The organism is Achromobacter sp. JUb104 (genome assembly GCF_024806975.1).
Classification (GTDB): domain Bacteria; phylum Pseudomonadota; class Gammaproteobacteria; order Burkholderiales; family Burkholderiaceae_B; genus Achromobacter; species Achromobacter spanius.
In genome coordinates, this window is sequence record NZ_JANUEY010000001.1 from 1,092,476 (window position 1) to 1,112,912 (window position 20,437).

21 protein-coding genes are annotated in these 20,437 nt (G+C 62.2%); 12 read left to right on the plus strand and 9 right to left on the minus strand.

Translation table 11 applies throughout. The features are described from left to right. Window positions 1–114 precede the first annotated feature (114 nt). Together M2361_RS05025 and M2361_RS05030 are read left to right on the plus strand one after the other, a co-directional pair. Window positions 115–537: a CopG family transcriptional regulator gene (locus tag M2361_RS05025; RefSeq protein ID WP_100857784.1), complete on the plus strand. Its 423-nt coding sequence runs from the start codon at window positions 115–117 to the stop codon at window positions 535–537. Window positions 538–566: 29 nt separating this feature from the next. Then, window positions 567–1,715, plus strand: coding sequence for a PHB depolymerase family esterase (locus tag M2361_RS05030; protein ID WP_259246601.1), 1,149 nt, complete (start codon window positions 567–569; stop codon window positions 1,713–1,715). Between the two features lie 149 nt (window positions 1,716–1,864). Here the strand turns inward: M2361_RS05030 and M2361_RS05035 are convergent, their stop codons facing one another. After that, entirely contained in the window at window positions 1,865–2,764 is a 900-nt protein-coding gene (locus M2361_RS05035; RefSeq protein WP_259246603.1) for a carbonic anhydrase, read from the minus strand. Window positions 2,765–2,788: 24 nt separating this feature from the next. On the opposite strand from M2361_RS05035, the gene fdx reads away from it, so the two are divergent. Together fdx and M2361_RS05045 are read left to right on the plus strand one after the other, a co-directional pair. Next, window positions 2,789–3,127: an ISC system 2Fe-2S type ferredoxin gene (fdx, locus tag M2361_RS05040; RefSeq protein ID WP_259246605.1), complete on the plus strand. Its 339-nt coding sequence runs from the start codon at window positions 2,789–2,791 to the stop codon at window positions 3,125–3,127. A gap of 610 nt (window positions 3,128–3,737) precedes the next feature. Beyond that, on the plus strand, window positions 3,738–3,944 hold the full coding sequence (locus tag M2361_RS05045) for a hypothetical protein (protein WP_259246609.1): 207 nt from the start codon (window positions 3,738–3,740) through the stop codon (window positions 3,942–3,944). Window positions 3,945–4,003: 59 nt separating this feature from the next. Here M2361_RS05045 and M2361_RS05050 read toward each other — a convergent pair whose 3' ends face one another. Continuing rightward, window positions 4,004–4,525, minus strand: coding sequence for a hypothetical protein (locus tag M2361_RS05050; RefSeq protein ID WP_259246611.1), 522 nt, complete (start codon window positions 4,523–4,525; stop codon window positions 4,004–4,006). Window positions 4,526–4,678: 153 nt separating this feature from the next. Here M2361_RS05050 and M2361_RS05055 point away from each other — a divergent pair, with 153 nt between their 5' ends. Continuing rightward, window positions 4,679–5,080: an Imm1 family immunity protein gene (locus M2361_RS05055; protein WP_050449698.1), complete on the plus strand. Its 402-nt coding sequence runs from the start codon at window positions 4,679–4,681 to the stop codon at window positions 5,078–5,080. Window positions 5,081–5,152: 72 nt separating this feature from the next. Here the strand turns inward: M2361_RS05055 and M2361_RS05060 are convergent, their stop codons facing one another. Both M2361_RS05060 and M2361_RS05065 read right to left on the minus strand, forming a co-directional pair. Next, complete coding sequence (locus tag M2361_RS05060; RefSeq protein WP_259246612.1) at window positions 5,153–6,118, minus strand: 2-hydroxyacid dehydrogenase; 966 nt, start codon at window positions 6,116–6,118, stop codon at window positions 5,153–5,155. Window positions 6,119–6,179: 61 nt separating this feature from the next. Beyond that, a complete protein-coding gene (locus tag M2361_RS05065) occupies window positions 6,180–7,175 on the minus strand; it encodes a tripartite tricarboxylate transporter substrate binding protein (RefSeq protein WP_259246613.1) in 996 nt (331 codons plus the stop codon). A 191-nt stretch (window positions 7,176–7,366) separates the two neighbouring features. Here M2361_RS05065 and M2361_RS05070 point away from each other — a divergent pair, with 191 nt between their 5' ends. After that, on the plus strand, window positions 7,367–8,281 hold the full coding sequence (locus M2361_RS05070) for a LysR family transcriptional regulator (protein WP_259246614.1): 915 nt from the start codon (window positions 7,367–7,369) through the stop codon (window positions 8,279–8,281). A 2-nt stretch (window positions 8,282–8,283) separates the two neighbouring features. Here M2361_RS05070 and M2361_RS05075 read toward each other — a convergent pair whose 3' ends face one another. From M2361_RS05075 to M2361_RS05085, 3 genes are all read right to left on the minus strand, one after another. Continuing rightward, complete coding sequence (locus M2361_RS05075; RefSeq protein ID WP_100856120.1) at window positions 8,284–8,664, minus strand: DCC1-like thiol-disulfide oxidoreductase family protein; 381 nt, start codon at window positions 8,662–8,664, stop codon at window positions 8,284–8,286. A 143-nt stretch (window positions 8,665–8,807) separates the two neighbouring features. Beyond that, the gene (locus tag M2361_RS05080; RefSeq protein ID WP_259246616.1) at window positions 8,808–10,223 is read right to left on the minus strand and encodes an HdeD family acid-resistance protein; all 1,416 of its coding nucleotides are present in this window, start codon (window positions 10,221–10,223) and stop codon (window positions 8,808–8,810) included. 124 nt (window positions 10,224–10,347) lie between these two features. Next, window positions 10,348–10,962, minus strand: coding sequence for a DUF2239 family protein (locus tag M2361_RS05085; protein ID WP_259246617.1), 615 nt, complete (start codon window positions 10,960–10,962; stop codon window positions 10,348–10,350). A gap of 261 nt (window positions 10,963–11,223) precedes the next feature. Here M2361_RS05085 and guaB point away from each other — a divergent pair, with 261 nt between their 5' ends. Next, a complete protein-coding gene (gene guaB, locus M2361_RS05090; protein ID WP_100856117.1) occupies window positions 11,224–12,684 on the plus strand; it encodes an IMP dehydrogenase in 1,461 nt (486 codons plus the stop codon). 99 nt (window positions 12,685–12,783) lie between these two features. After that, the gene (guaA, locus tag M2361_RS05095) at window positions 12,784–14,376 is read left to right on the plus strand and encodes a glutamine-hydrolyzing GMP synthase (RefSeq protein ID WP_050449706.1); all 1,593 of its coding nucleotides are present in this window, start codon (window positions 12,784–12,786) and stop codon (window positions 14,374–14,376) included. 53 nt (window positions 14,377–14,429) lie between these two features. On the opposite strand, the gene M2361_RS05100 is transcribed toward guaA, so the two are convergent. After that, window positions 14,430–15,359 (minus strand): LysR family transcriptional regulator, encoded by a 930-nt coding sequence (locus tag M2361_RS05100; protein WP_259246620.1) that lies wholly within the window; start codon window positions 15,357–15,359, stop codon window positions 14,430–14,432. A 121-nt stretch (window positions 15,360–15,480) separates the two neighbouring features. Between M2361_RS05100 and M2361_RS05105 the strand changes: the two genes are divergently transcribed. From M2361_RS05105 to M2361_RS05120, 4 genes are all read left to right on the plus strand, one after another. Then, window positions 15,481–16,203 (plus strand): alpha/beta fold hydrolase, encoded by a 723-nt coding sequence (locus M2361_RS05105; protein ID WP_259246622.1) that lies wholly within the window; start codon window positions 15,481–15,483, stop codon window positions 16,201–16,203. A 19-nt stretch (window positions 16,204–16,222) separates the two neighbouring features. Beyond that, window positions 16,223–17,179, plus strand: a complete 957-nt coding sequence (locus tag M2361_RS05110) for a zinc-binding dehydrogenase (protein WP_259246624.1) — start codon at window positions 16,223–16,225, stop codon at window positions 17,177–17,179. 125 nt (window positions 17,180–17,304) lie between these two features. Continuing rightward, window positions 17,305–18,069, plus strand: coding sequence for a 3-oxoacyl-ACP reductase family protein (locus tag M2361_RS05115; protein ID WP_259246625.1), 765 nt, complete (start codon window positions 17,305–17,307; stop codon window positions 18,067–18,069). Window positions 18,070–18,351: 282 nt separating this feature from the next. Then, window positions 18,352–19,335, plus strand: a complete 984-nt coding sequence (locus M2361_RS05120; protein WP_259246627.1) for a tripartite tricarboxylate transporter substrate binding protein — start codon at window positions 18,352–18,354, stop codon at window positions 19,333–19,335. A gap of 68 nt (window positions 19,336–19,403) precedes the next feature. Here the strand turns inward: M2361_RS05120 and M2361_RS05125 are convergent, their stop codons facing one another. Then, entirely contained in the window at window positions 19,404–20,432 is a 1,029-nt protein-coding gene (locus M2361_RS05125) for a methionine synthase (RefSeq protein WP_100856114.1), read from the minus strand. Window positions 20,433–20,437 lie beyond the last annotated feature (5 nt).

The following is a 20,437-nucleotide window of genomic DNA, read 5'->3' on the forward strand; positions in this document are numbered from 1 at the left end:
CTCGTTATTTCAAGGACTTAGGGACAGATCCCCGTCGCCCCGATCGGCGTTCGAAGGTCTATCAAGTTGAAACATCCATAGGCCATCCACTTGGATGGTTTTATGCTTTGTTCCATGCCTCCACGTCCCCCACGCCTCGCTTCCGCTCCCAAGCCTTCAGACGAAAAGATCACGATCAACCTGGGTTATGTCGACCTGGGCCAGATTGATCTTCTGGTTCAAGAGGGCTTCTACGCCAACCGGACCGACCTGATCCGCACCGCCATCCGCAACCAGCTTGCCGCCCATGGCGATGCCGTGCGGCAGGCGGTCAGCCGGAAAACACTGGTGTTGGGAATTCAGCACTACACGGTCGACGATCTGCTCGCGGTTCAAGCGGCCGGTGAAATGCTGCAAATCCGGATCCTGGGGCTGGCGACCATTGCGCCGGACGTGACGCCCGAATTGGCGTTGGCCACGATTGAATCCGTGACGGTATTGGGGGCTTTGCACGCCAGCCCCGCCGTCAAGGCTGCCCTGAGTCAGCGCATCCGCTGACACGTTATTGCCGCTTCAAAGGTCACTCCATGCACCCAGAATTTCAGCAACTGATGAGCCAAGCCACGCGGCTTACCCGTTCCGGCAACCTGGCCGCGGCCACTGCCGCCATTCAAGCCGCTTTGCTGGGCGTGCAGCCCACGGCGGCATCCGCCGCGCCGCGCTATGACGAGGCCGATGTGATTGACGTCGAGGCGCGTGAGGTTCCCGCGTCGTCGCCAAGCGCATCATCCCCAGCCGCCGCGCCGTCCCCGGCACGGGACGATGGCGCCGCTCCGACATCCCAACCCACCCATCGCGCGCCCGGCGAGCCCTCCGCCACGAAGGGTGATTTCTTCACGGCGGGTTCGTTTCGCAATACCGCCGGCCAGCGCGCCTACAAGTTGTATGTGCCGCCGGGCGTGAACGGGCAAGCGAGGCCGCTGGTGGTGATGCTGCACGGCTGCACGCAGGACGCCGACGACTTCGCGGCCGGCACCGCCATGAACGAAGCCGCGCGAAAGCAGGGTTTCTATGTGCTGTATCCGGTGCAGCCGCGCGAAACCAATCCGCAGAAGTGCTGGAACTGGTTCAAGCACAACCATCAGCAGGCCGGCAAAGGCGAGCCGTCGATATTGGCGGACATGACGCGCCACGTCATCGCCGAATACGGCATCGATACGCGGCGCGTCTATGTGGCGGGGCTGTCGGCGGGCGGCGCGATGGCCGCGATTCTGGCAGACACCTATCCGCAGTTGTATGCGGCGGCGGGCGTGCATTCGGGCCTGGCAGCGGGCGCGGCCAAGGACCTGCCGTCCGCCTTGTCGGCCATGAAGGGTATTGGGGTCCGGCCGGGCGCGGCGTCCAGCACGCCGGTGCCGACCATTGTTTTTCATGGGGACCGCGATTCCACCGTGCACCCGGCCAATGCCGGCGCGGTCGTCGCCGCCAGCGCCGGGGCGGATGCGCGCGTGCAAAGCCAGCGCGTGGCGGGGGCGAACCAAGGGCGTGACAGCACGAAGCGCGTGTACACAAACGCGCAGGGCAAGGTTGTTGCGGAGTATTGGGAAGTGCACGGCGCCGGCCATGCCTGGGCTGGCGGGTCGCCCAAGGGGTCGTACACGGACCTGAGCGGGCCGGATGCCACGCAAGAAATGCTGCGGTTCTTCTTTGAGCATCCCTTGGCGGTAAAGCAGTAAGCAACTAGGCAATCACCAAGCGGGGCGGGGCTGCCCGCTTTCGCTATCCGGTCGCGGCCTTCCATCAGAAAAGGCCGCGACCGTGCAAGCGTGGGTCGGGTCGGCGCGATTAAGCCAGCGCAATCAACCCGAGCAATTAACCCGCTTAATCAAACCAACGTCACCTTCCCCGTCGCCAGGTCATACACGCCGCCCGCCACCATCAACTTCTTTTCCTGGACCATGCCTTGCAACACCGGCTGCGCCGTCTGCAAGCGCTGGACGGCCTGGCGGACGTTTTCAGCGATTGACGCGGTCAGCAGGTTCTTGGGGTCGCCCTTGCTGGCGCGATCCACGGCGGGCTTGATGGCGTTGACCAGTTGTGGAAGATGGCCGGGCAGTTCGGCGTTTTCTTTCAGGACCTTTATCGCGGCGTCCACCGCGCCGCAGTTGTTGTGGCCCAGCACCAGAATCAACGGCGCGTTCAAAACCTTCGCGGCGAATTCGAAACTGGCCAGACCATCGTCATTGACGAAGTTTCCCGCGACCCGAACGATGAAGACATCGCCCGGGTTCTGGTCGAAGGCCAACTCCGGCGCTACCCGGGAATCAGAGCAACTGAGTATCGCGGCGATCGGCTTTTGCGTTTTGACGCGAGCCGCCCGGCCCGCTGAAAAGTCCCGCATGTTGGGTTTGTTTGCCGCATACCGGGTATTGCCGGCCAGCAGTCGTTTCAAGGCTTCTTCGCCGCCAATATCGTTGGACGGGACTTCGGCATTGGCCGTTTCCGCCCAGCCGGTCGCGCCAAAAGCGGCAAGACCTGCCGCGCCCAATAGCAGGCGACGGCGTGGGGTGGAATCCGGGGAAGGGGTAACGCAAGCAGCGCAATCGCACATATGGTTCTCCCAAAGGACGAGATGTCCAGAGAATTCGTGCGCATTGATTGTGCGGCGATAACAGTGTTTTGACACGGTAACTCGTGTGGACTTGACAATTATTTGCGCTAGCGGGCGCTTGACCTTGCCAGCGTGGGCATCTTTAGCCTTGGGGTACTGGTTTGAATCTTCCAAGACCAACACATAAGGTGGCCCGAAATGCCAAAAATCACCGTTCTTCCCCATCCCGATCTTGCACCCGCCGGCGCCGTGCTGGACGTGTCCGTGGGAACGTCCCTCTGTGATGCGTTGCTGGATCACGGCATTGATATTGAACACGCGTGCGAAAAAAGCCGCGCCTGCACGACCTGCCATTGCATCGTGCGCAGCGGTTTTGATGCACTTAACGACGTGGAAGAGGGCGAAGAAGACCTGCTGGACCGCGCGTGGGGCGTCGAACCGCAGTCGCGCTTGAGCTGTCAGGCCATCGTCGGCGAACAGGACCTGACGGTCGACATCCCCAAGTACACGGTCAACCATGCCAAGGAAAATCACTGAAGTGAAAGGGCCACGCTGCGCTGCCCGTCGTGACTACGGGCGCTTGTGTGCCACGGCCACCGCGACGGCGCCGTCTGGCAAACGGTACTTGCCATCGCCCAGCCAAGTCACTTGCTCGCCTGATTCCAGCGTGCAGACATAGCGATGTTCTGGCGGCGCGTCGGCACTTCGAGTAATAACCAGGCGACGTTCAATGCGTACGGTCGACCGGTCCGGCAGTTTGACAATTACGTCAGACAGTCGTGAGCCTGAGGCCATGACAAAGCCCTCCCTCAGATCGCCAATCCGTATCGGGCCGGATGTTGTTATGCCGACGGACGGCGGTTTCTCCCTTGGCGCTTTATTGATAGCACTGGATGCGGTCAGGGGAATATCGCCCTTGTGGGCGATTGCCGCCTGCTATCACTTATTCATGACATGCGCGCACACCGTAGCAATGAAGGGCTTGTTTGCGAACCCTTACGTTGCGGTTACAACTGCGCGGATAGGATTCTTATATTCGAATATTGGAGTCCATCATGAATAACGAAAAGCCGACCCCTGAACCGAACAAGCGCCGCTGGCCGTTTGGCTATGCCGACGAAGAATTGCGTCGCTAACGGAGTCAGGCATGGATTGCTCAGTCGAAGGAAAGGTCGCTTTCACGGATGGACATTCGTACCACTTCCCGACGGTGGACGCCGCGCTGGCCTTTGCCGAGTGCGTGAAAAGCTCGCAACAGCCCGGCCAATGTGCGGCAGCCAATGGCTGTACGCAGACGGTGAAGCTGGAGGATGTGGCGGCGGCCGAAGAGAAGGAACGGCAGGAAGAGCGCTGATAGCGGTTGACGCTCAGGCGCGGCTTGCAGTTGACCACGCCGGGGCGCTTCGTTTCACGTCACGCGTCTGCGCTTGTCGGACGCACGCTGCCGGGTTTGCCGTAGAACCAGTAGGCGCAGAGAAAGCCGCTGAGCATCCCGGGCAGGCCACCCACGAAGAACGGGAAGAGGACGTCGCGCACTTCGGCATCGCGGCCGGAGAACGGCAGGAAAGAGCCCATTCCAAACACCAGGCCGACCAGCGCAATCTTGCCCAGCGCCGCCCAGGTGGATCGCACGGGCCTCAGCGCGCCGGCCACGACGCCGCACAGCAGCGCGGGGATTACGCCAAATAAATAAAACCAGGGCAGGCCGAAAACCATGATCATCAGGTTTCTAGGGGTCTGTGAAATGGCGCTGAGCACCAGCGTGACCGCGATGCCGCCAATGGCGGGCGCAATAAACGCAAACATCAAGCCGCCCGCGACGAGATCGCTGCGGATGCGGTGGCCGGTGTCGTCGGGGCTGCGCCGGGTCACCCGATAAACGATGGATGCCACGGTGGCCAATAGCAGAACGGCGGCGGTGATGATCAATTTCATGGCGCAATTCTGGCATAAACCGTGGCCCGCACCTGCTTGCCCCGATCCCGGTAGACTGCTTCTTTTCGCGCCTTGTTTATTACGGGGCAGCAATAGAGCGGCGCTGGCCCACGCGGGTGGCCACGCGTCCATGACCAAGGGGGCTGGAACGCTGTGAAAATAAAAAAACTGATTGAAGAACGCCGTCTGGGCGAACGCGTCGCGGTCAGCGAGCGCGAGGACCCAAGTCACGCCGATAACTTGGCCGCGCTGGACCAACTGGACGGCGCGCAATTCAGTTCCATCGCCTTCGTGACGGAAGACGAAACCGTCATGGCGATCGGGGGCGGCGATGGCGCGTTCGTCGTGTCGATCACACTGGATGACGACGCGCGCATCTATACGCTGATCGACCCGTCGCGCTCGGAAGACCACGATCAGGAAGTGGTGGTGGGGGGCCAGGCGGGCAGCTACCAGCAGTACCAATGCGTGGACCGGGACATGGCGAAGGCGGCTCTGCTGCATTTCCAACAGGAAGGCGCGCCGTCACCCGACTTGCAGTGGGTCAGCGAATAAGGGCGAGTCCAAGCGCTGTGCCCTATCGCTTTGGCCCAAGCGCCGCGACGCCGGCGCTTTCGTGCCATCGCCTTAAACCACCCGCGTCAGCACTTTCTCATCCCGAAACCAGCCGTCCAGATTCGCCACCATCAAATCGGCCATGGCGCGGCGGGTTTCGTGCGTGCCGCTGGCGATGTGCGGCAGCAGCACCACGTTGTCCATCGTGTGCAGTGCGGCCGGGGTCTCGGGTTCGTGCTCGAACACGTCCAGCCCGGCGCCCGCGATGCGCTTGTTTTCCAAGGCGCTGACCAGCGCGGCTTCGTCAACCACCGTGCCCCGCGCAATGTTGATCAGCCAGCCCTGCGGACCCAGCGCGTCCAGCACCCGCGCGTTCACCATGTGCTGCGTGGCGCCGCCGCCCGGCACGGCCAGCACCAGGAAGTCGCACTGGGCGGCCAGCGTTTCAATGTCTGCCACGTAGCGATATTCCGCCGGGGCATCGGCGCGCGGCTTGCGGTTGGTGTACAGGATTTCCATGTCAAAGGCGGCGGCGCGGCGGGCGATCTGCAAGCCGATATTGCCCAGGCCCACGATGCCGCAGCGCTTGCCGCTCATGCGGGTGCCCAGCGGAAAGCCTTCGTTGGGCCAGCGGCCGGCGCGCACGAAGCGGTCGGCTTGGGCGATGCGACGTGGCGCGGCCAACATCAAGGCGAGCGCCGTGTCGGCGACGCAGGCGTCCAGCACGCCCGGTGTGTTGGTGACGACCACGCCGCGCGCCTTCGCGGCAGTCAGGTCGATGGTGTCGTAGCCCACGCCAAAACTGAAGATACCTTCCAGCGCCGGCAGGGCGTTGATCAGCTCGGCCGTGGCGCCAAAGCGCCCGCTGGTAGCGATGCCGCGAATGTTCGCTCCGTGTTCGCGCAGCAGCGCGTCGGCATCAGCCGCTTCCCACAAGCGATGCACGTGATAGCGCGATTCAAGGTCCGCAATCAGGTCCGGCAGCAAGGGGCCGACCATCAACAGGTGCGGGGCGGAGGAGGGCAGGGAATCGGTCATGGGTGCGGCTTATTGGGATGGTTCGTCGAAATGGCCCGGAGGAAGCCGGGCCGGGTGCCTATCAATTGGTTTGTATGTTGCGGGTCTTGATGATCTGCCCGTAGCGCGCGCGTTCGCTGGCGGCTAGCGCTTGCAACTGCTGCGGGGTCGAGCCGTGGGCCACGGCGCCTTGCGATTCCAGCTTGGTCTTGATGGCCGGGTCGTTGGCAACGTCGCGGATGGCTTGCGATAGTTTTTCGATCACGGCGGGCGGCGTGCCGGCCGGCGCCAGCACGGCGGTCCACGAGCCGGATTGCGCGTTCTTCACGCCGGCTTCATCAATCGTGGGCACATCGGGCATGGCGGGCGAGCGGCTGTCGCCCGTGACCGCCAGCGCGCGCAGCTTGCCCGCAGTGACGTAGGGCATGGTTTCCAGCACGGACGCAAACAGCATGTCGACGCGGCCGGCCATCAGGTCGGTCATGGCGGGGCCGCCGCCCTTATACGGCACGTGCATCAGGTCGACGCCGGTTGCCTGCTGGAAGATCTCGCCCGACAAATGCGGCGCGCCGCCCGTGCCGGAACTGGCAAAGGTGTGCTTGCCCGGCTCGGCTTTGGCCAGCGTCACCAGGTCCGCCACGTTCTTGGCGGGCAGGGTGGTGGGTACGACCAGCACGAAGGGCAGATCCGAAAACAGCGACACGGGCGCGAACGCGGTGGCCGGGTCGGAATGCAGCTTGTAGATCCACGGGTTGATCGCCAGCATGCCGGAATTGGCGAATAGCAGCGTGTAGCCGTCGGCCGGCGAGCGCGCCACCAGGTCCGCGGCGATCTGCCCGCCCGCGCCCGGGCGGTTGTCCACCACCACCGACGCCGCCAGTTTCTCGGTGAGCGCCACGGCCAAGAGGCGCGCCGAGATGTCGGTGCCGCCGCCCGGCGAAAACGGCACGATCAGGTTGATGGGGCGCTCGGGGTACCCGGCGGCCTGCGTGCTGAACGGCAACGCGGCGGTGGCGGCCAGGGCCAGCGCCGCGGCGATGAGCCGGACGCGGGGGCGGGCGATGGGGGTTGTCTCCATGTCTCTTCTCTTTTTTGGGGTGAATTTGCGTTGGCAAGCGGCTTGCGCCGCGAAAAATCAACGTGCTGCGGTGATGCTCCTTTGGGACTTGGTGGGCCTGCGCGCGGCCATTTTTTCGGAGTATAGAAACGGCTTTCGATGGATAGCCGTTCGAGCTATAAATAGCATTGATCAATTCAAGGATTGAATCGATGGAATTCCGTCAGTTGGAGTGTTTCATTGCGGTGGCCGAAGAGCTGCACTTCGGCCGCGCCGCCGAACGGCTATGCATGACGCAGCCGCCGCTGTCGCGCCAGATTCAATTGCTGGAACAGGATCTGGGCGTGACGCTGTTCGAGCGCAACAGCCGCCAGGTGCTGCTTAGCGCGGCAGGCCGGCGCTTTCTGCGCGATGCGCGCCATCTGCTGGAGTTTTCGGCGCGCGCGGCCGCCACGGCGCGGCGCACGTCCGGGGGCGACGCCGGGCACATCACCCTGGGCTTTACGGCGGTGGCGTCGTACCGCTTGATGCCGTCGATGATCATGCGGGCGCGCAAGCTGCTGGCAGGCGTTGAAATCCAACTGCGCGAAACGGTCAGCACCGATCTGGACCGGCTGCTGTTGGCGCGCGAGCTGGACGTCATCCTGGCGCGCAGCGTGCCGCAGCAAGCCGGCATTGAGTCCCGCCTGATCGAACGCGAGCCCCTTGTGTTGGCGCTGCCCGCCGGCTCGCCGCTATGCGAACACGACACCGTGCCGCTGCGCCTGTTGCAGGGCCAGCCGTTCGTGCTGTATTCGCCGCGTGAAGGCAAGTACTTCTATGACCGTATCGTGGGGGCGTTCGGGCTGGCGGATGTGCAGCCCGACTACGTGCAGCGCGCGGGGCAAACCCATACGCTGCTGGCGCTGATACGCGCGGGGCTGGGCGTGGGTATCGTGCCGGACTCCGCGCGGGAACTGCGCTTTGAAGGGGTGGAATTCCGGCCGATCGGTCAACGCAATCTGTACGCCGACATGTACCTGGCCTGGCACGCCCAGCACGACAATCCGGCGCTGGACGCGTTCTTGCAACGGGTGGTGGATGTGGATGGGGCACCCGCGCGCCGCCAGGGCACATCCGTTCCGTAGACCTACAACTGCATCTTCCGCTTGCCCAGCAGCGTCAGCGCCAGGCTGCGGCCCGTGCGCATGAAAGGGTATAGCGCCGTCGACAGGCAGCGGTTGCGAAACACGGCGGCGTTCAGGCTGTTGAACAGGTCGTTGCCGGTGCTGAGCATCGCCAGCCGGTTGATGCAGTCGGCGCCCCAGTAATCCTGGCCATCCAGATGCAGCAGCATGCCTTGGTTCAGGTCATAGCCCTGCGCCTTGTAGGCGACGGCCAGGTCGGGGTGGTCGCGCATATTGAGCAGCTCGATCCGGCCCACTGCTTTTTGCAATTGCAGCATCCGCACGTAGTTCGAGCAGAAGGGGCAGTCTCCGTCGTAGAGCAGGAAGTTCTTGGGCGTGGACATGATGGTCCTTGGTTGACATGCACGAGTCCATTAAAGCGCAACGGCGGCGGGATGTCGTGCGTGAAGGTGCGGGTAGCAAGGTACGTGCCCAGGCCTCTGCCCGCATCGACAGGTTGAATTCTGGATGGTGGCGCAGGCGAGGCTCAGACGGGCGGGCGGCGCAGCGGCGCGTCGCGGTCCTGCTGGCGCCAGTTGGCACGCAACGCGGCGATGCGGCGCAGCGCCAATTGCGACATCTTCCACCAGCCAAACGGGCGCGGGTCGGCCAGCATGCTCATGGCGCGGGCGTAGTCCAGCGTCAGCCCGGGCGTCCACGCCATCGTGAGCGCGCGCTTGCGGATCTGCGAGGCTACCCATAATTCCGGGGTCAGCAGTAGACGCAGCAACACCCCCCAACCGGCCTGGCTGCCGTGCAAGCGGCCCACCACGCCGTCCAACGCGGCATCCAGCGCACGCGCGACCGAGCTGGAGCAATTGCGGTGGGTCAGGTTGTAGGTGCTGTCCTGCCGATAGTCTTGCCAGAAGTCGGCCAGTTTCTGCGCGTCGTAGTTACGAAAACGCACGCGCACGGTCGATGGGCACCACGCCTTGGATTCCGTGGGGTAGTCGGGTTGATAGACGCCAGGGATGTCGTTTTCGGCGGTGGCGCGCAGCAGGTTGCCGAATTCATCGGGCGACCGGTCGATTTCGTCGCGGGGGTACAGGCTGATGTAGATGCCTTCCGGCGATTCCAGCGCGGCGTGTCCCGTCGAGATCACGCCGTTGATGTCGACGGCGGCGATGTAGCGGTCCACCAAGGGAAGGTTGCGCGTTTGGGCCTTGGCCGAGCCGGACGGGGTCCACACATGCACCGTCAGCGCGGGCTCGGAGTCGTCGGGCGGGCCGTCCCATACGGTCGGGCCGGGGGGGCGGGGCGCCAATGCAGTGCTTGCATTGGGAGCGGGTGCGGACGTGGGTTCCGAGGGCATGAAGTCCGGCGACGCGTTGGACGCAAACGCCGGGTTTGACGCCAGGTGCTTGACCCGACGCGCCAACCACAGCAGCTTCACGCCCGCGATGCCCAGGAACAGCCCCAGGCAATACGGCACGGTGCCGACGTAGTTGGTGGGGTAGGGCTGGAAAAAGAAAATGGCCAGCAGAATTTCAGTGATGCCACCGGCAAAGGCGTAGCGCCAACGCTCGTAGCGCACCACGTACGCCGCCAGGCATTGCAACACGCCGTCGGTCAGGAACAAGGCGCCGAAGATCATCGACAAGGCAAAGTGCCCGTGATGGTGGCCGGCCAGGATCAAGCTGCCGGCCAGCAGCACGAACAGCCCCTTCACATAGCGCAGCACACGCTGCCCGCCCACGCCGGTCGTCGCGATCATCAGCGTGGCCAGCCCTTCAATGATGAAGAGAATGGCGAAGGCGTTCAGCGGGAAGTACAGCGCGTTGTCCAGCGCATCGATGAAAACGACGATGCCCGCAACCAGAAAAAACAACCCGGCCGCGAACAGACCTTTCCATCGCTTGCGCAGATAGGGAACTCCCAACAGAAGCAGTACAAGTTGTGGCATGCCTGTGTTCCAGTTCAAGAACGGGGAAACTGAATCGTACAGAAACTTGGTGGCGCTTTAACGTGGGCTTGTCTTTAAAACGGTCGTTGGTGAAGGCTTAGGTGATCCTTGATTGGCGATGTGTCTAGGATTGCGGCGCCGTCGCTGGGTTCGTGTCCCAGCCCAGGCGCACTGCGTAGTCGCGTACATCTTCAGGCCACGCGGCGATGCATTGCGCAAAGCGCTCGCGGTCACTCGCGTATAGCGCCCGGGTCGCTTCTTCAAAGCCTGGCAGGTTGCCCGTCATGGCGGACATGAAGCGGTACGCGGCTTCCTGGCGCTGGCGTGTCTGATCTTGCGCTTCGTTGTCGCGGCGCGCTTGCTCCACCAGTTTGCGCAGCGCGACCGATGCGCCGCCCGGCTGCGCGGCCAGCCAATCCCAATGCCGAGGCAGCAGCGTCACTTCGCGCGGCACCACGCCAAGCTTGGGACGGCCACGTCCGCGCGGCTGCGCGTCTGCGGGGTCGCTTGCATCGGCTTCTGCTTCTACTGGGGGCGCGTGGCGCGCGATGATGGCGGCATCGTCGCCGCGCAGGTCCAGGTCGGTCTGCTGGCCGGTGGTGTCGTTGAACACCAGGGGTTGGCTGCTGCTCGTGGACATGGCGCGTTTCACCGCCAACGCCACCTCGGCAAGCGGTCCGGCGGCAAGAATGCGGTGGCCGTCAAAGGCGGTGTAGTGCGGGGTAGAGGGGGGAGTCATGATGTCGGGTTCCGATTCGTCTGATCTCAAATCAATCACGAAGCGGATTATGATCCGGGTAAAAATAGTCTGTCAATAACATCCGGGTAAAAATGATTGTGGGATTCCCCTGGCAGGGCTATAACCCGGCACTGATTCCGGCGCTCCGTGTGCCGGCCCGGCTGCGCCGCGCCCTGTAAAAAACCCTGCATAAACCTAGGGTAGACACCTAGAAAAAATCAGCGGGCGGCGTATAATCTTGCTTTGCGCCCGGAGTTACCCATGCGTCTCGTTCAAAAAGCGCTCACCTTCGACGATGTGTTGTTGGTGCCTGCGTATTCCGAGGTGTTGCCGCGCGACACCTCCCTGGCCACCCGCCTGACCCGCAATATCAGCCTGAATATTCCGCTTGTGTCCGCCGCCATGGACACCGTCACCGAAGCTCGCCTGGCAATCGCCATGGCTCAAGAAGGTGGCATCGGGATCATTCACAAGAATTTGTCCGCTGATGCCCAAGCCCGTGAAGTGGCTCGCGTGAAGCGCCACGAATTCGGCATCGTGATCGATCCGGTCACCGTCACCCCCCAAATGAAAGTGCGCGACGCCATTGCGTTGCAGCGCCAGCATGGCATTTCGGGTCTGCCGGTGGTTGAAGGCCGCAAGCTGGTCGGCATCGTGACCAACCGCGATCTGCGTTTTGAAGAAAACCTGGATCAACCCCTGCGCAACATCATGACGCCGCAGGAACGCCTGGTCACCATGAAGGAAGGCGCCACGCTGGACGAAGCGCAATCCCTGATGCACAAGCACCGCCTTGAGCGTGTGCTGATCGTGAACGACGGCTTTGAGCTGCGTGGCCTGGCCACCGTCAAAGACATCGTCAAGAACACCGAACACCCGATGGCCAGCAAAGACGGCCAAGGCCAGTTGCGCGTTGGCGCAGCGGTTGGCGTGGGCGCGGGCACTGAAGAACGCGTGGAAAAGCTGGTTGCCGCCGGCGTTGACGTCCTGATCGTCGACACCGCGCACGGCCACTCCAAGGGCGTGCTGGAAGGCGTGCGCTGGGTCAAGCAGAACTACCCCAAGGTTGAAGTCATCGGCGGCAACATCGCCACCGCCGCCGCCGCGCGCGCGCTGGTCGAACACGGTGCCGACGGCGTCAAGGTCGGTATCGGCCCCGGCTCCATCTGCACCACGCGTATCGTCGCCGGTGTGGGCGTGCCGCAAATCCATGCCATTTCCGAAGTTGCCAAGGCGCTGGAAGGCACGGGCGTTCCGCTGATCGCCGACGGCGGCATCCGCTACTCGGGCGACGTCGCCAAGGCGCTGGCCGCCGGCGCGTTCTCGTGCATGATGGGCGGCATGTTCGCCGGCACGGAAGAAGCCCCGGGCGAAGTCGTGTTGTTCCAAGGCCGTTCGTACAAGTCGTACCGCGGCATGGGCAGCCTGGGCGCCATGACGGACGGCTCGGCCGACCGCTACTTCCAGGACCCGTCCAACAACGCCGACAAGCTGGTCCCCGAAGGCATCGAAGGCCGCGTTCCCTACAAGGGCAGCGTGCTGGCCATCATTTACCAATTGGTGGGTGGCATTCGCGCCTCGATGGGCTACTGCGGCGCCGCCACCATTGACGACATGCGCACCAAGGCCGAATTCGTGGAGATCACCTCCGCCGGCGTGCGCGAGTCCCACGTACACGACGTGCAGATCACCAAGGAAGCGCCCAACTACCGCGCCGACTGATCCGTACAGTCAACTACAATGTCATGCATCACGCACCGGCAGAATCGCATTAACAATCGCGGTTCTGCCGGTGCGGTTTTATTTAATCGGTAGAGCTCAATGCACCAGCGCATCCTCATTCTTGACTACGGTTCGCAAGTCACCCAACTGATCGCCCGCCGCGTCCGCGAAGCCGGCGTCTATTCCGAAGTGCACCCCGGCGACGTCGACGACGCCTTCGTGCGCGAGCAGATGGCGCAAGGCTTGAAGGGCATCATCCTGTCCGGCAGCCACGCCTCGGCCTACGAAGAAGGCTCGATGCGCGTGCCGCACGCCGTGTTTGAACTGGGCGTGCCGGTGTTGGGCATCTGCTACGGCATGCAATCCATGGCGCAGCAACTGGGCGGCGTGGTCAGTTTTTCCGACCACCGCGAATTCGGCTACGCCGAAGTGCGCGCCCACGGCCACACCAAGCTGCTGGAAGGCCTGGACGACTTCACCACGCCCGAAGGTCACGGCATGCTGAAGGTCTGGATGAGCCACGGCGACAAGGTCACCGAACTGCCCCCGGGCTTCAAGCTGATGGCGTCCACGCCGTCGTGCCCCATCGCCGGCATGGCCGACGAAGACCGCCGTTTCTACGCCGTTCAATTCCACCCCGAAGTCACGCACACCGTCCAGGGCAAGGCCATGCTGGCACGCTTTGTGAACGAGATCTGTGAATGCCAGGGCGACTGGAACATGCCCGACTACGTCGCCGAAGCCGTCGCCCGCATCCGCGAGCAAGTCGGCACCGACGAAGTCATCCTGGGCCTGTCCGGCGGCGTCGATTCCTCGGTGGCTGCTGCCCTGATCCACAAGGCCATCGGCGACCAGCTCACCTGCGTGTTCGTCGACCACGGCCTGTTGCGCCTGGACGAAGGCAAGCAGGTCATGCAGACCTTCGCCGAAAACATGGGCGTGAAGATCATTCACGTCGACGCCACCGCCCAATTCATGGGCAAGCTGTCTGGCGTGGCTGACCCGGAAGCCAAGCGCAAGATCATCGGCCGCGAATTCGTCGAAGTGTTCCAGGAACAAGCCGGCAAGCAGCAAAGCGCCAAGTGGCTGGCCCAGGGCACGATCTACCCCGACGTCATCGAATCCGCCGGCGCCAAGACGGGCAAGGCCACGTCCATCAAGTCGCACCACAACGTGGGCGGCCTGCCGGACACGCTGAACCTGCAACTGCTGGAACCCCTGCGCGAACTGTTCAAGGACGAAGTCCGCGAACTGGGCGTTGCGTTGGGTTTGCCGCCGCAGATGGTGTACCGCCACCCGTTCCCCGGTCCGGGTCTGGGCGTTCGGATTCTGGGCGAAGTGAAGCATGAATATGCTGAACTGCTGCGCCGTGCCGATGCGATCTTCATTGAAGAATTGCGGAACACCAAGGATGAGGCTAGTGGCCTGACTTGGTATGAGCTGACGTCGCAAGCGTTTGCGGTGTTCCTGCCGGTGAAATCGGTGGGCGTGATGGGCGATGGGCGGACGTATGAGTACGTTGTGGCGCTGCGCGCGGTGCAGACGTTTGACTTCATGACCGCTGATTGGGCGCCGCTGCCGCACCCGCTGCTGGCTCGGGTTTCTTCGCGGATTATTAATGAAGTGCGCGGGATTAATCGCGTGGTTTATGACGTGTCGAGCAAACCGCCTGCGACGATTGAGTGGGAGTGATTTGAGGTCCTTCGGGGACTATCGCCAGTTAACGGCGAGGCATTCATACGTTCTTATCCCAAGCTACCGGCAAAACGCCGTGCGTAGTCTTCACGTTTGAATGCCTCGATCACGAAGTCGATGAAGACTCGCGTCTTGCCCGGGAGCAGGTCGCGACTCGGATAGTAGAGCGAGATTGCGCCCGCATCGGCCCACCAGCGCGGCAAAACGCGCACAAGCTTCCCCGACTCCAATCCTGCTAGAACATCAGGGACGGCCAGCATGGCGACACCCAAGCCTAGCTGCACCGCCTCCCTCAGCGCGGCAGGGTCGTTGACCACTAAAGTTTCGCGCATCAATGCGGCAACCTGATCGCCTTGCGCGTCGCGCATGTCCCAGGTACGGATGCGGCCCGACTTGAGTGAACGCATGACGATTCCATCCAGCTCAATCAGCCCGGATGGGTCAGCAGGTGCCTTGCGTCGGGCCAGATAGGCAGGAGATGCGACGGCGATGATGTGCGCTGGTGCCAATGTCCGGGCGATCATGCCGGGCGCGAGCTCGAAGCCACCACCTATAGCGGCGTCGTAGCCTTCGGCGATCAGGTCCACCGCGCGGTTCTCGAAATGCCACTCGGGCTTGATGCGAGGGTAGCGCTGCAAGAAGTCCGGCAGTAGCGGCAGAATGTGGCTCATCCCGACGGTTGGCGGCAGGCTGATCTTGAGCACACCCGCAGGCTGTCCGTCGTCTGCTGATACCGACGCAATGGCGTTTTGCAAAGACTCCAGATTGCCGCCGATCGCGCTCAGGAATGCCTCACCCGCCTCGGTCAGCGTCAGCTTGCGGGTTGAACGATGGAATAGCCGTACTTTTAGGTTGCGCTCCAGCATGGCCACGTTCCGGCTTACTGCTGCCGGAGTTAGCGCCAACCGCCGCGCCGCAGCCGAAAAACTTCCGCTTTCAGCACTGCGCACGAACGACTCCAAGTTGGCCAAGGTCTCCATTCGTGGATATTAAATGGGTGCTTGAAAATGATTCAAGTCATATGGCACTAATCAAGAGGAAATAAATGGGCGACAGTGCGGGTGACTCATTCACGACCACTAACGAAGCCGGAGATGCAGCATGCCAGCGGTACTCGTCCACGGCGTTCCCGACACCCATCGACTCTGGAACCGCCTTCTCTCACATATCAAAAGGCAGGACGTAATTGCACCCGACCTGCCGGGTTTTGGAAAACCTGTGCCCGATGGATTTACGGCGACAAAAGAGGAATATATCGATTGGCTGACTAGGGAACTGGAGGCGATTGGCACACCGGTCGATTTGGTTGGCCACGACTGGGGTTGCTTGCTGACCGCGCGGATCGCGTCGACTCGCCCCGATCTTGTCCGCACCTGGGTGGGGATCAGTGGCCCAGTCGATCCCGCATATCCCTGGCACGATCTGGCGAAGATCTGGCAAACCCCGGTGGAGGGCGAGCGCTGGATGGAAGATCTCGATCTGGAAGCGTTCGCCGATCAGCTCGTTCAAGCGCAGGTGCCCAGGGACGAGGCGCGAGAGATGGTTCGCTATATCGACGAAACCATGAAGTCGAGCATTCTTGCGCTATATCGATCAGCCGTCCATGTCGGTGCGGAATGGAAGCCAGAGCTGAGCAACATCACTGTACCGGCGCTGGTGATTTGGGGTTTGGATGACCCCTATCTGCCACACCGTTTTGCCGATGAACTGGCGAATGCTACCCGCGCTCAGGCGGCAGTCAAGCTTCGTAGCTCCCATTGGCCCATGTTGGAGCGGACCACGGACGTGGCGCGGGAATTAGAAGCGCATTGGGCTCAGGTTTAGATATCAATGGTCTAGGTGCATGCCGAAAATTATTCAGATGCAGTCCCTCGGCGGTCCGGCCGTCCTGCAGATCATCCACAGTGACCTGCGGGCGCTAGGTGCTGGGGAGGTTCAGATCACCCAAGACGCGATTGGTCTCAATTTCGTCGATACCATGATACGGAGGGGGCAGTATCCGATGACGATGCCAGCAGTCCCTGGTTTTGAAGCAGCGGGGATAGTCACTGCGATAGGACCCGACGTCAGTGGGCTCTCGGTCGGCGACCGTGTCGCCTACTTCTTCGCCGAGGGGGCATACGCTACCGAGAGGGTGATTTCAACGGCACCGTTGGTTCGCCTGCCTGGCGACATCACCAATGAGGTCGCAGCGACTTTCTTGGCCAAGGGCGGAACGGCCTGGATGGGTCTTCGTGGGCTCTACGATCTCAAACCGACTGATGTGGCGCTGGTGCTCGGCGCATCAGGAAGCGTGGGCTCAATTCTTTCCCGTTGGGCAAAATCGCTCGGCGCGACGGTCATTGGCATAGCTGGGTCTCCGAACAAGCTTTCCAAGGTAAGCGCTGGCAGCACTTACGCGTTTCATTCACAAGATCCCGACATCGCGGCGAACATCCGCGCGATCGCGCCGGACGGGGTGGATGTGGTTTACGATTTTGTAGGGCAGGCGATGTTTGATTTGGGCGCTGCAAGTGTCCGGGACGGCGGTGTCATAGCAGCTATCGGCTATGCGTCGGGCCAAGCATCGACAAACCGATCAGATATCGCTCGACGAGCCATCGCAGTTCGAAGTGGCGGTGCCCCTCAATATGTGCGTGGTCAGGCGGTCGGGATTGCGACCAACGAGCTATGGGCCGCAGTGCGTTCCGGCATTTTCGACGACCTTGAAACCGCTCGCTATCGGTTCGATGAGATTACGCGTGCACATGACGACATGGACAGTCGGCGCTTGACCGGGCTGCCGGTCCTGATCGCATAGACCAACCTTCATGCAGATATTAAATAATTGCTTGAAGATGATCCAAGCCATTTGGTACTAATCATTCAGCAATAAAAGCGCGAAAGTCACTCCACCGAATTCTCGGCATTTAAACGGAGTGACCTATGAATGACACAACTTCTACCCCATCGCTTCCGCTGCTAGGCAAGACGGCTTTCGTCACTGGCGGTTCGCGCTCCATCGGGGCGGCCATCACCAAGCAACTTGCTGCCGACGGTGCCCAAGTCGCCTTCACCTACCGGGGCTCGCCTGACTCAGCCAAGCAAACAATCGCCGACATCGAGTCAGCCGGTGGCCGCGCGATGGCCATCGTAGCCGACGCTGCGGACCCGGACGCCGTGCGCGCGGCCATCACCAAGACGGTCGAGACATTTGGTGGTCTGGACATTCTGGTAAACAACGCCGGAATCGCGTCGGCGAGCCCGATAGACCAGATTACGTTCGAGGACTATCAGTCGATGCTCGCGGTCAACGTCACGGGCGTGTTCGTTGCCACGCAGGAAGCCGTACGCCACATGAAGGAAGGTGGCCGAATCGTGCACATCGGTAGTTCGGCAACGAAGTATGCCGGTGTGCCCGGTCTCTCGGTGTACGGACTGACAAAGGGAGCCATCACTGGCTTTAACCGCAGCTTGGCATACGACCTGGGCTCGCGTGGCATCACTGTCAACACCGTGCACCCCGGGCCCGTAGACACGGACATGAATCCGGTCGATAGCGAGTGGGCCAAGTTGCTCATCCCCGGTATCGCGGTGGGCCGTTACGGCAAGCCGAATGAAATCGCCAGCGTCGTGGCGTTTCTCGCCAGCCCACAGGCCTCCTATGTCACGGGCGCCGACATCCTGGTCGACGGCGGCTTCACGTCTTAAGCGTCTCTGGAGTGGGCCCGCTGGCCCGCTCCGCACGACTGCAAAGCCGATCTTCATCATCAGACCCAATTTTTGTTCGGCCTAAAGCGGTCTAGACAAGCCGCGCTTGCTCCTCCCCGGCAAACTAGGGTTATCCGGGATTCTTTATGCTTAAACTTTTGTGAAGAATGAGCGGCAGATGCAGGGCACCGCCGTGATGAGGCATCAAGGCGGTTCACCGGGGTGCGGCACCTGACGCACCGTACGCAGGATCGCGCGGTGGCGGCCCAGAAGGAGAATCGGATGCTGTTGCGTAGACATTGCCTGGCCGTGATGATGCTGGCGCTGACTGGCTGGGCGACGGGCAGCCAGGCGCAAACGGCGCCTCAGGCCTGGCCCACCAAGCCGGTGCGCCTGGTCGTGGGGTTGGCCCCTGGCGGGCTGGTCGACGTGCTGACGCGCACGGTGCAGCCGCATTTGGCCGAGGCCTTGAAGCAGACCGTTATCGTGGAGAATCGGGGCGGCGCGGGCGGCAACGTTGCGGGCGCCGAAGTCGCGCGCAATGGCGGAGACAACCATACCTTCTTGCTCAATCCATCGACGACCGAATCGGTCAACCCGCTGATGTTCACCAGCATGCCGTTCGATCCGCAGCGTGACCTGCGGCCGGTCGCCTTGTTGGCCAACAGCCAGTTGTTCTTGTTCGTCCGGTCCTCGCTGGGCGTCGATACGCTTGAAGCGTTCGTCGAATACGCGCGCCAGCAGCCCAATCCGCTCAACTACGGTTCGGCCGGCAACGGCACGACGCCGCATCTGGCTGGCGAGCTGCTCAAGCAGGCTACCGGCATGCAGGCCACCCATGCGCCTTATCGCGGCGTGGCGCCGGCGATTCAAGACCTGGCCGCGGGTCAGATCGACTTTGCGTTTGGACCGGCCACGGTCTTTCCCATGGTGCAAGCGGGCAAGCTGAAGGTGCTGGCGGTGGCGAGCCGACAACGGGCTGCCGTGGCGCCCGACATACGAACCTTTTCTGAGGCTGGCATTGACGGCGTTTTCGCGGACAGCCTGTTCGGCGTGTATGCCGCCGCCGGCACCCGCGATGATGTGGTCAATCGCATGAACGGCGAAATCAACAAGGTGTTGGCACGGCCGGAGATCAAGGCGCGGTTCCTCGACGCCGGCGCCGAGGCGCTACCGCTGAGCGTGGCCGACTACACCGCGCGCGTGCAGGACGAGAAGAAATTGTTCGCCCCATTGATCAAGTCGTTGGGGCTGAAGGAACAGTAGAGAAATAAGGAGTCAGACTGCAATTTCGCCGATGCCAGCGCAAAAATGCAGTCTGACTCCATGGTGTATCAGCCCAACAGTTCCTTGCGAACGATTTCCGCGCCTTCGCTCAAAGCTAGCAGCTTGCCCTTCGCAATAGCCCGCGACAACGGCGCCATGCCGCAGTTCGTGCACGGGTACAGCTTGTCGGCATCCACAAACTTCAGCGCCTTTCTCAGCGTGTTGGCCACTTCTTCCGGCGTTTCCACCTTATCGCTTGCCACGTCAATGGCGCCGACCATTACCTTCTTGCCGCGAACCAGTTCGAGCAGATCGATCGGCACGTGCGAGTTGTGGCATTCCAGCGAGATGATGTCGATATTGGACTTCTGCAGCTTGGGGAACGATTCCTCGTACTGACGCCACTCCGAGCCCAGCGTCTTCTTCCAGTCGGTATTGGCCTTGATGCCGTAGCCGTAGCAGATGTGCACGGCGGTTTCGCACTTCAGGCCTTCGATGGCGCGTTCCAGGGTGGCGATGCCCCAGTCGTTGACCTCGTCGAAGAACACGTTGAACGCCGGTTCATCGAATTGGATGATGTCCACGCCTGCGGCTTCCAATTCGCGGGCTTCCTGGTTGAGGATCTTGGCGAATTCCCATGCCAGCTTTTCGCGGCTCTTGTAGTGGGCGTCGTACAGGGTGTCGATCATCGTCATGGGGCCTGGCAGCGCCCACTTGATGGGTTGCTTGGTTTGCTGACGCAGGAATTTGGCGTCTTCAACGAACACCGGCTTTTGACGGCTGACGGCGCCCACGACGGTCGGCACGCTCGCGTCATAGCGATCACGGATGCGAACGGTCTCGCGCTTTTCGAAATCGACGCCGTCGAGATGTTCGATGAACGTCGTGACAAAGTGCTGTCGGGTTTGCTCGCCGTCGCTGACGATATCAATGCCCGCATGCTGTTGTTCTTGCAGCGCCAGGCGCAAGGCGTCTTGTTTGCCCTCGATCAGCTCGTCGTCTTGCAGTTTCCAAGGCGACCAGAGTTTCTCAGGCTGTGCAAGCCACGAAGGCTTGGGCAGGCTGCCGGCGGTGGAGGTGGGCAGTAGTTTTTTCATGATCA

Bases quoted from the DNA above. Each gene is read 5' to 3' on its own strand.
- M2361_RS05060 (WP_259246612.1), bottom strand. From the start codon at position 6,118: ATGACCGATTCCCTGCCCTCCTCCGCCCCGCACCTGTTGATGGTCGGC.
- fdx (WP_259246605.1), top strand. From the start codon at position 2,789: ATGCCAAAAATCACCGTTCTTCCCCATCCCGATCTTGCACCCGCCGGC.
- guaA (WP_050449706.1), top strand. From the start codon at position 12,784: ATGCACCAGCGCATCCTCATTCTTGACTACGGTTCGCAAGTCACCCAA.
- M2361_RS05115 (WP_259246625.1), top strand. From the start codon at position 17,305: ATGAATGACACAACTTCTACCCCATCGCTTCCGCTGCTAGGCAAGACG.
- M2361_RS05030 (WP_259246601.1), top strand. From the start codon at position 567: ATGCACCCAGAATTTCAGCAACTGATGAGCCAAGCCACGCGGCTTACC.
- guaB (WP_100856117.1), top strand. From the start codon at position 11,224: ATGCGTCTCGTTCAAAAAGCGCTCACCTTCGACGATGTGTTGTTGGTG.
- M2361_RS05075 (WP_100856120.1), bottom strand. From the start codon at position 8,664: ATGTCCACGCCCAAGAACTTCCTGCTCTACGACGGAGACTGCCCCTTC.
- M2361_RS05110 (WP_259246624.1), top strand. From the start codon at position 16,223: ATGCCGAAAATTATTCAGATGCAGTCCCTCGGCGGTCCGGCCGTCCTG.
- M2361_RS05050 (WP_259246611.1), bottom strand. From the start codon at position 4,525: ATGAAATTGATCATCACCGCCGCCGTTCTGCTATTGGCCACCGTGGCA.
- M2361_RS05070 (WP_259246614.1), top strand. From the start codon at position 7,367: ATGGAATTCCGTCAGTTGGAGTGTTTCATTGCGGTGGCCGAAGAGCTG.
- M2361_RS05085 (WP_259246617.1), bottom strand. From the start codon at position 10,962: ATGACTCCCCCCTCTACCCCGCACTACACCGCCTTTGACGGCCACCGC.
- M2361_RS05025 (WP_100857784.1), top strand. From the start codon at position 115: ATGCCTCCACGTCCCCCACGCCTCGCTTCCGCTCCCAAGCCTTCAGAC.
- M2361_RS05080 (WP_259246616.1), bottom strand. From the start codon at position 10,223: ATGCCACAACTTGTACTGCTTCTGTTGGGAGTTCCCTATCTGCGCAAG.
- M2361_RS05125 (WP_100856114.1), bottom strand. From the start codon at position 20,432: ATGAAAAAACTACTGCCCACCTCCACCGCCGGCAGCCTGCCCAAGCCT.
- M2361_RS05120 (WP_259246627.1), top strand. From the start codon at position 18,352: ATGCTGTTGCGTAGACATTGCCTGGCCGTGATGATGCTGGCGCTGACT.
- M2361_RS05045 (WP_259246609.1), top strand. From the start codon at position 3,738: ATGGATTGCTCAGTCGAAGGAAAGGTCGCTTTCACGGATGGACATTCG.
- M2361_RS05065 (WP_259246613.1), bottom strand. From the start codon at position 7,175: ATGGAGACAACCCCCATCGCCCGCCCCCGCGTCCGGCTCATCGCCGCG.
- M2361_RS05100 (WP_259246620.1), bottom strand. From the start codon at position 15,359: ATGGAGACCTTGGCCAACTTGGAGTCGTTCGTGCGCAGTGCTGAAAGC.
- M2361_RS05105 (WP_259246622.1), top strand. From the start codon at position 15,481: ATGCCAGCGGTACTCGTCCACGGCGTTCCCGACACCCATCGACTCTGG.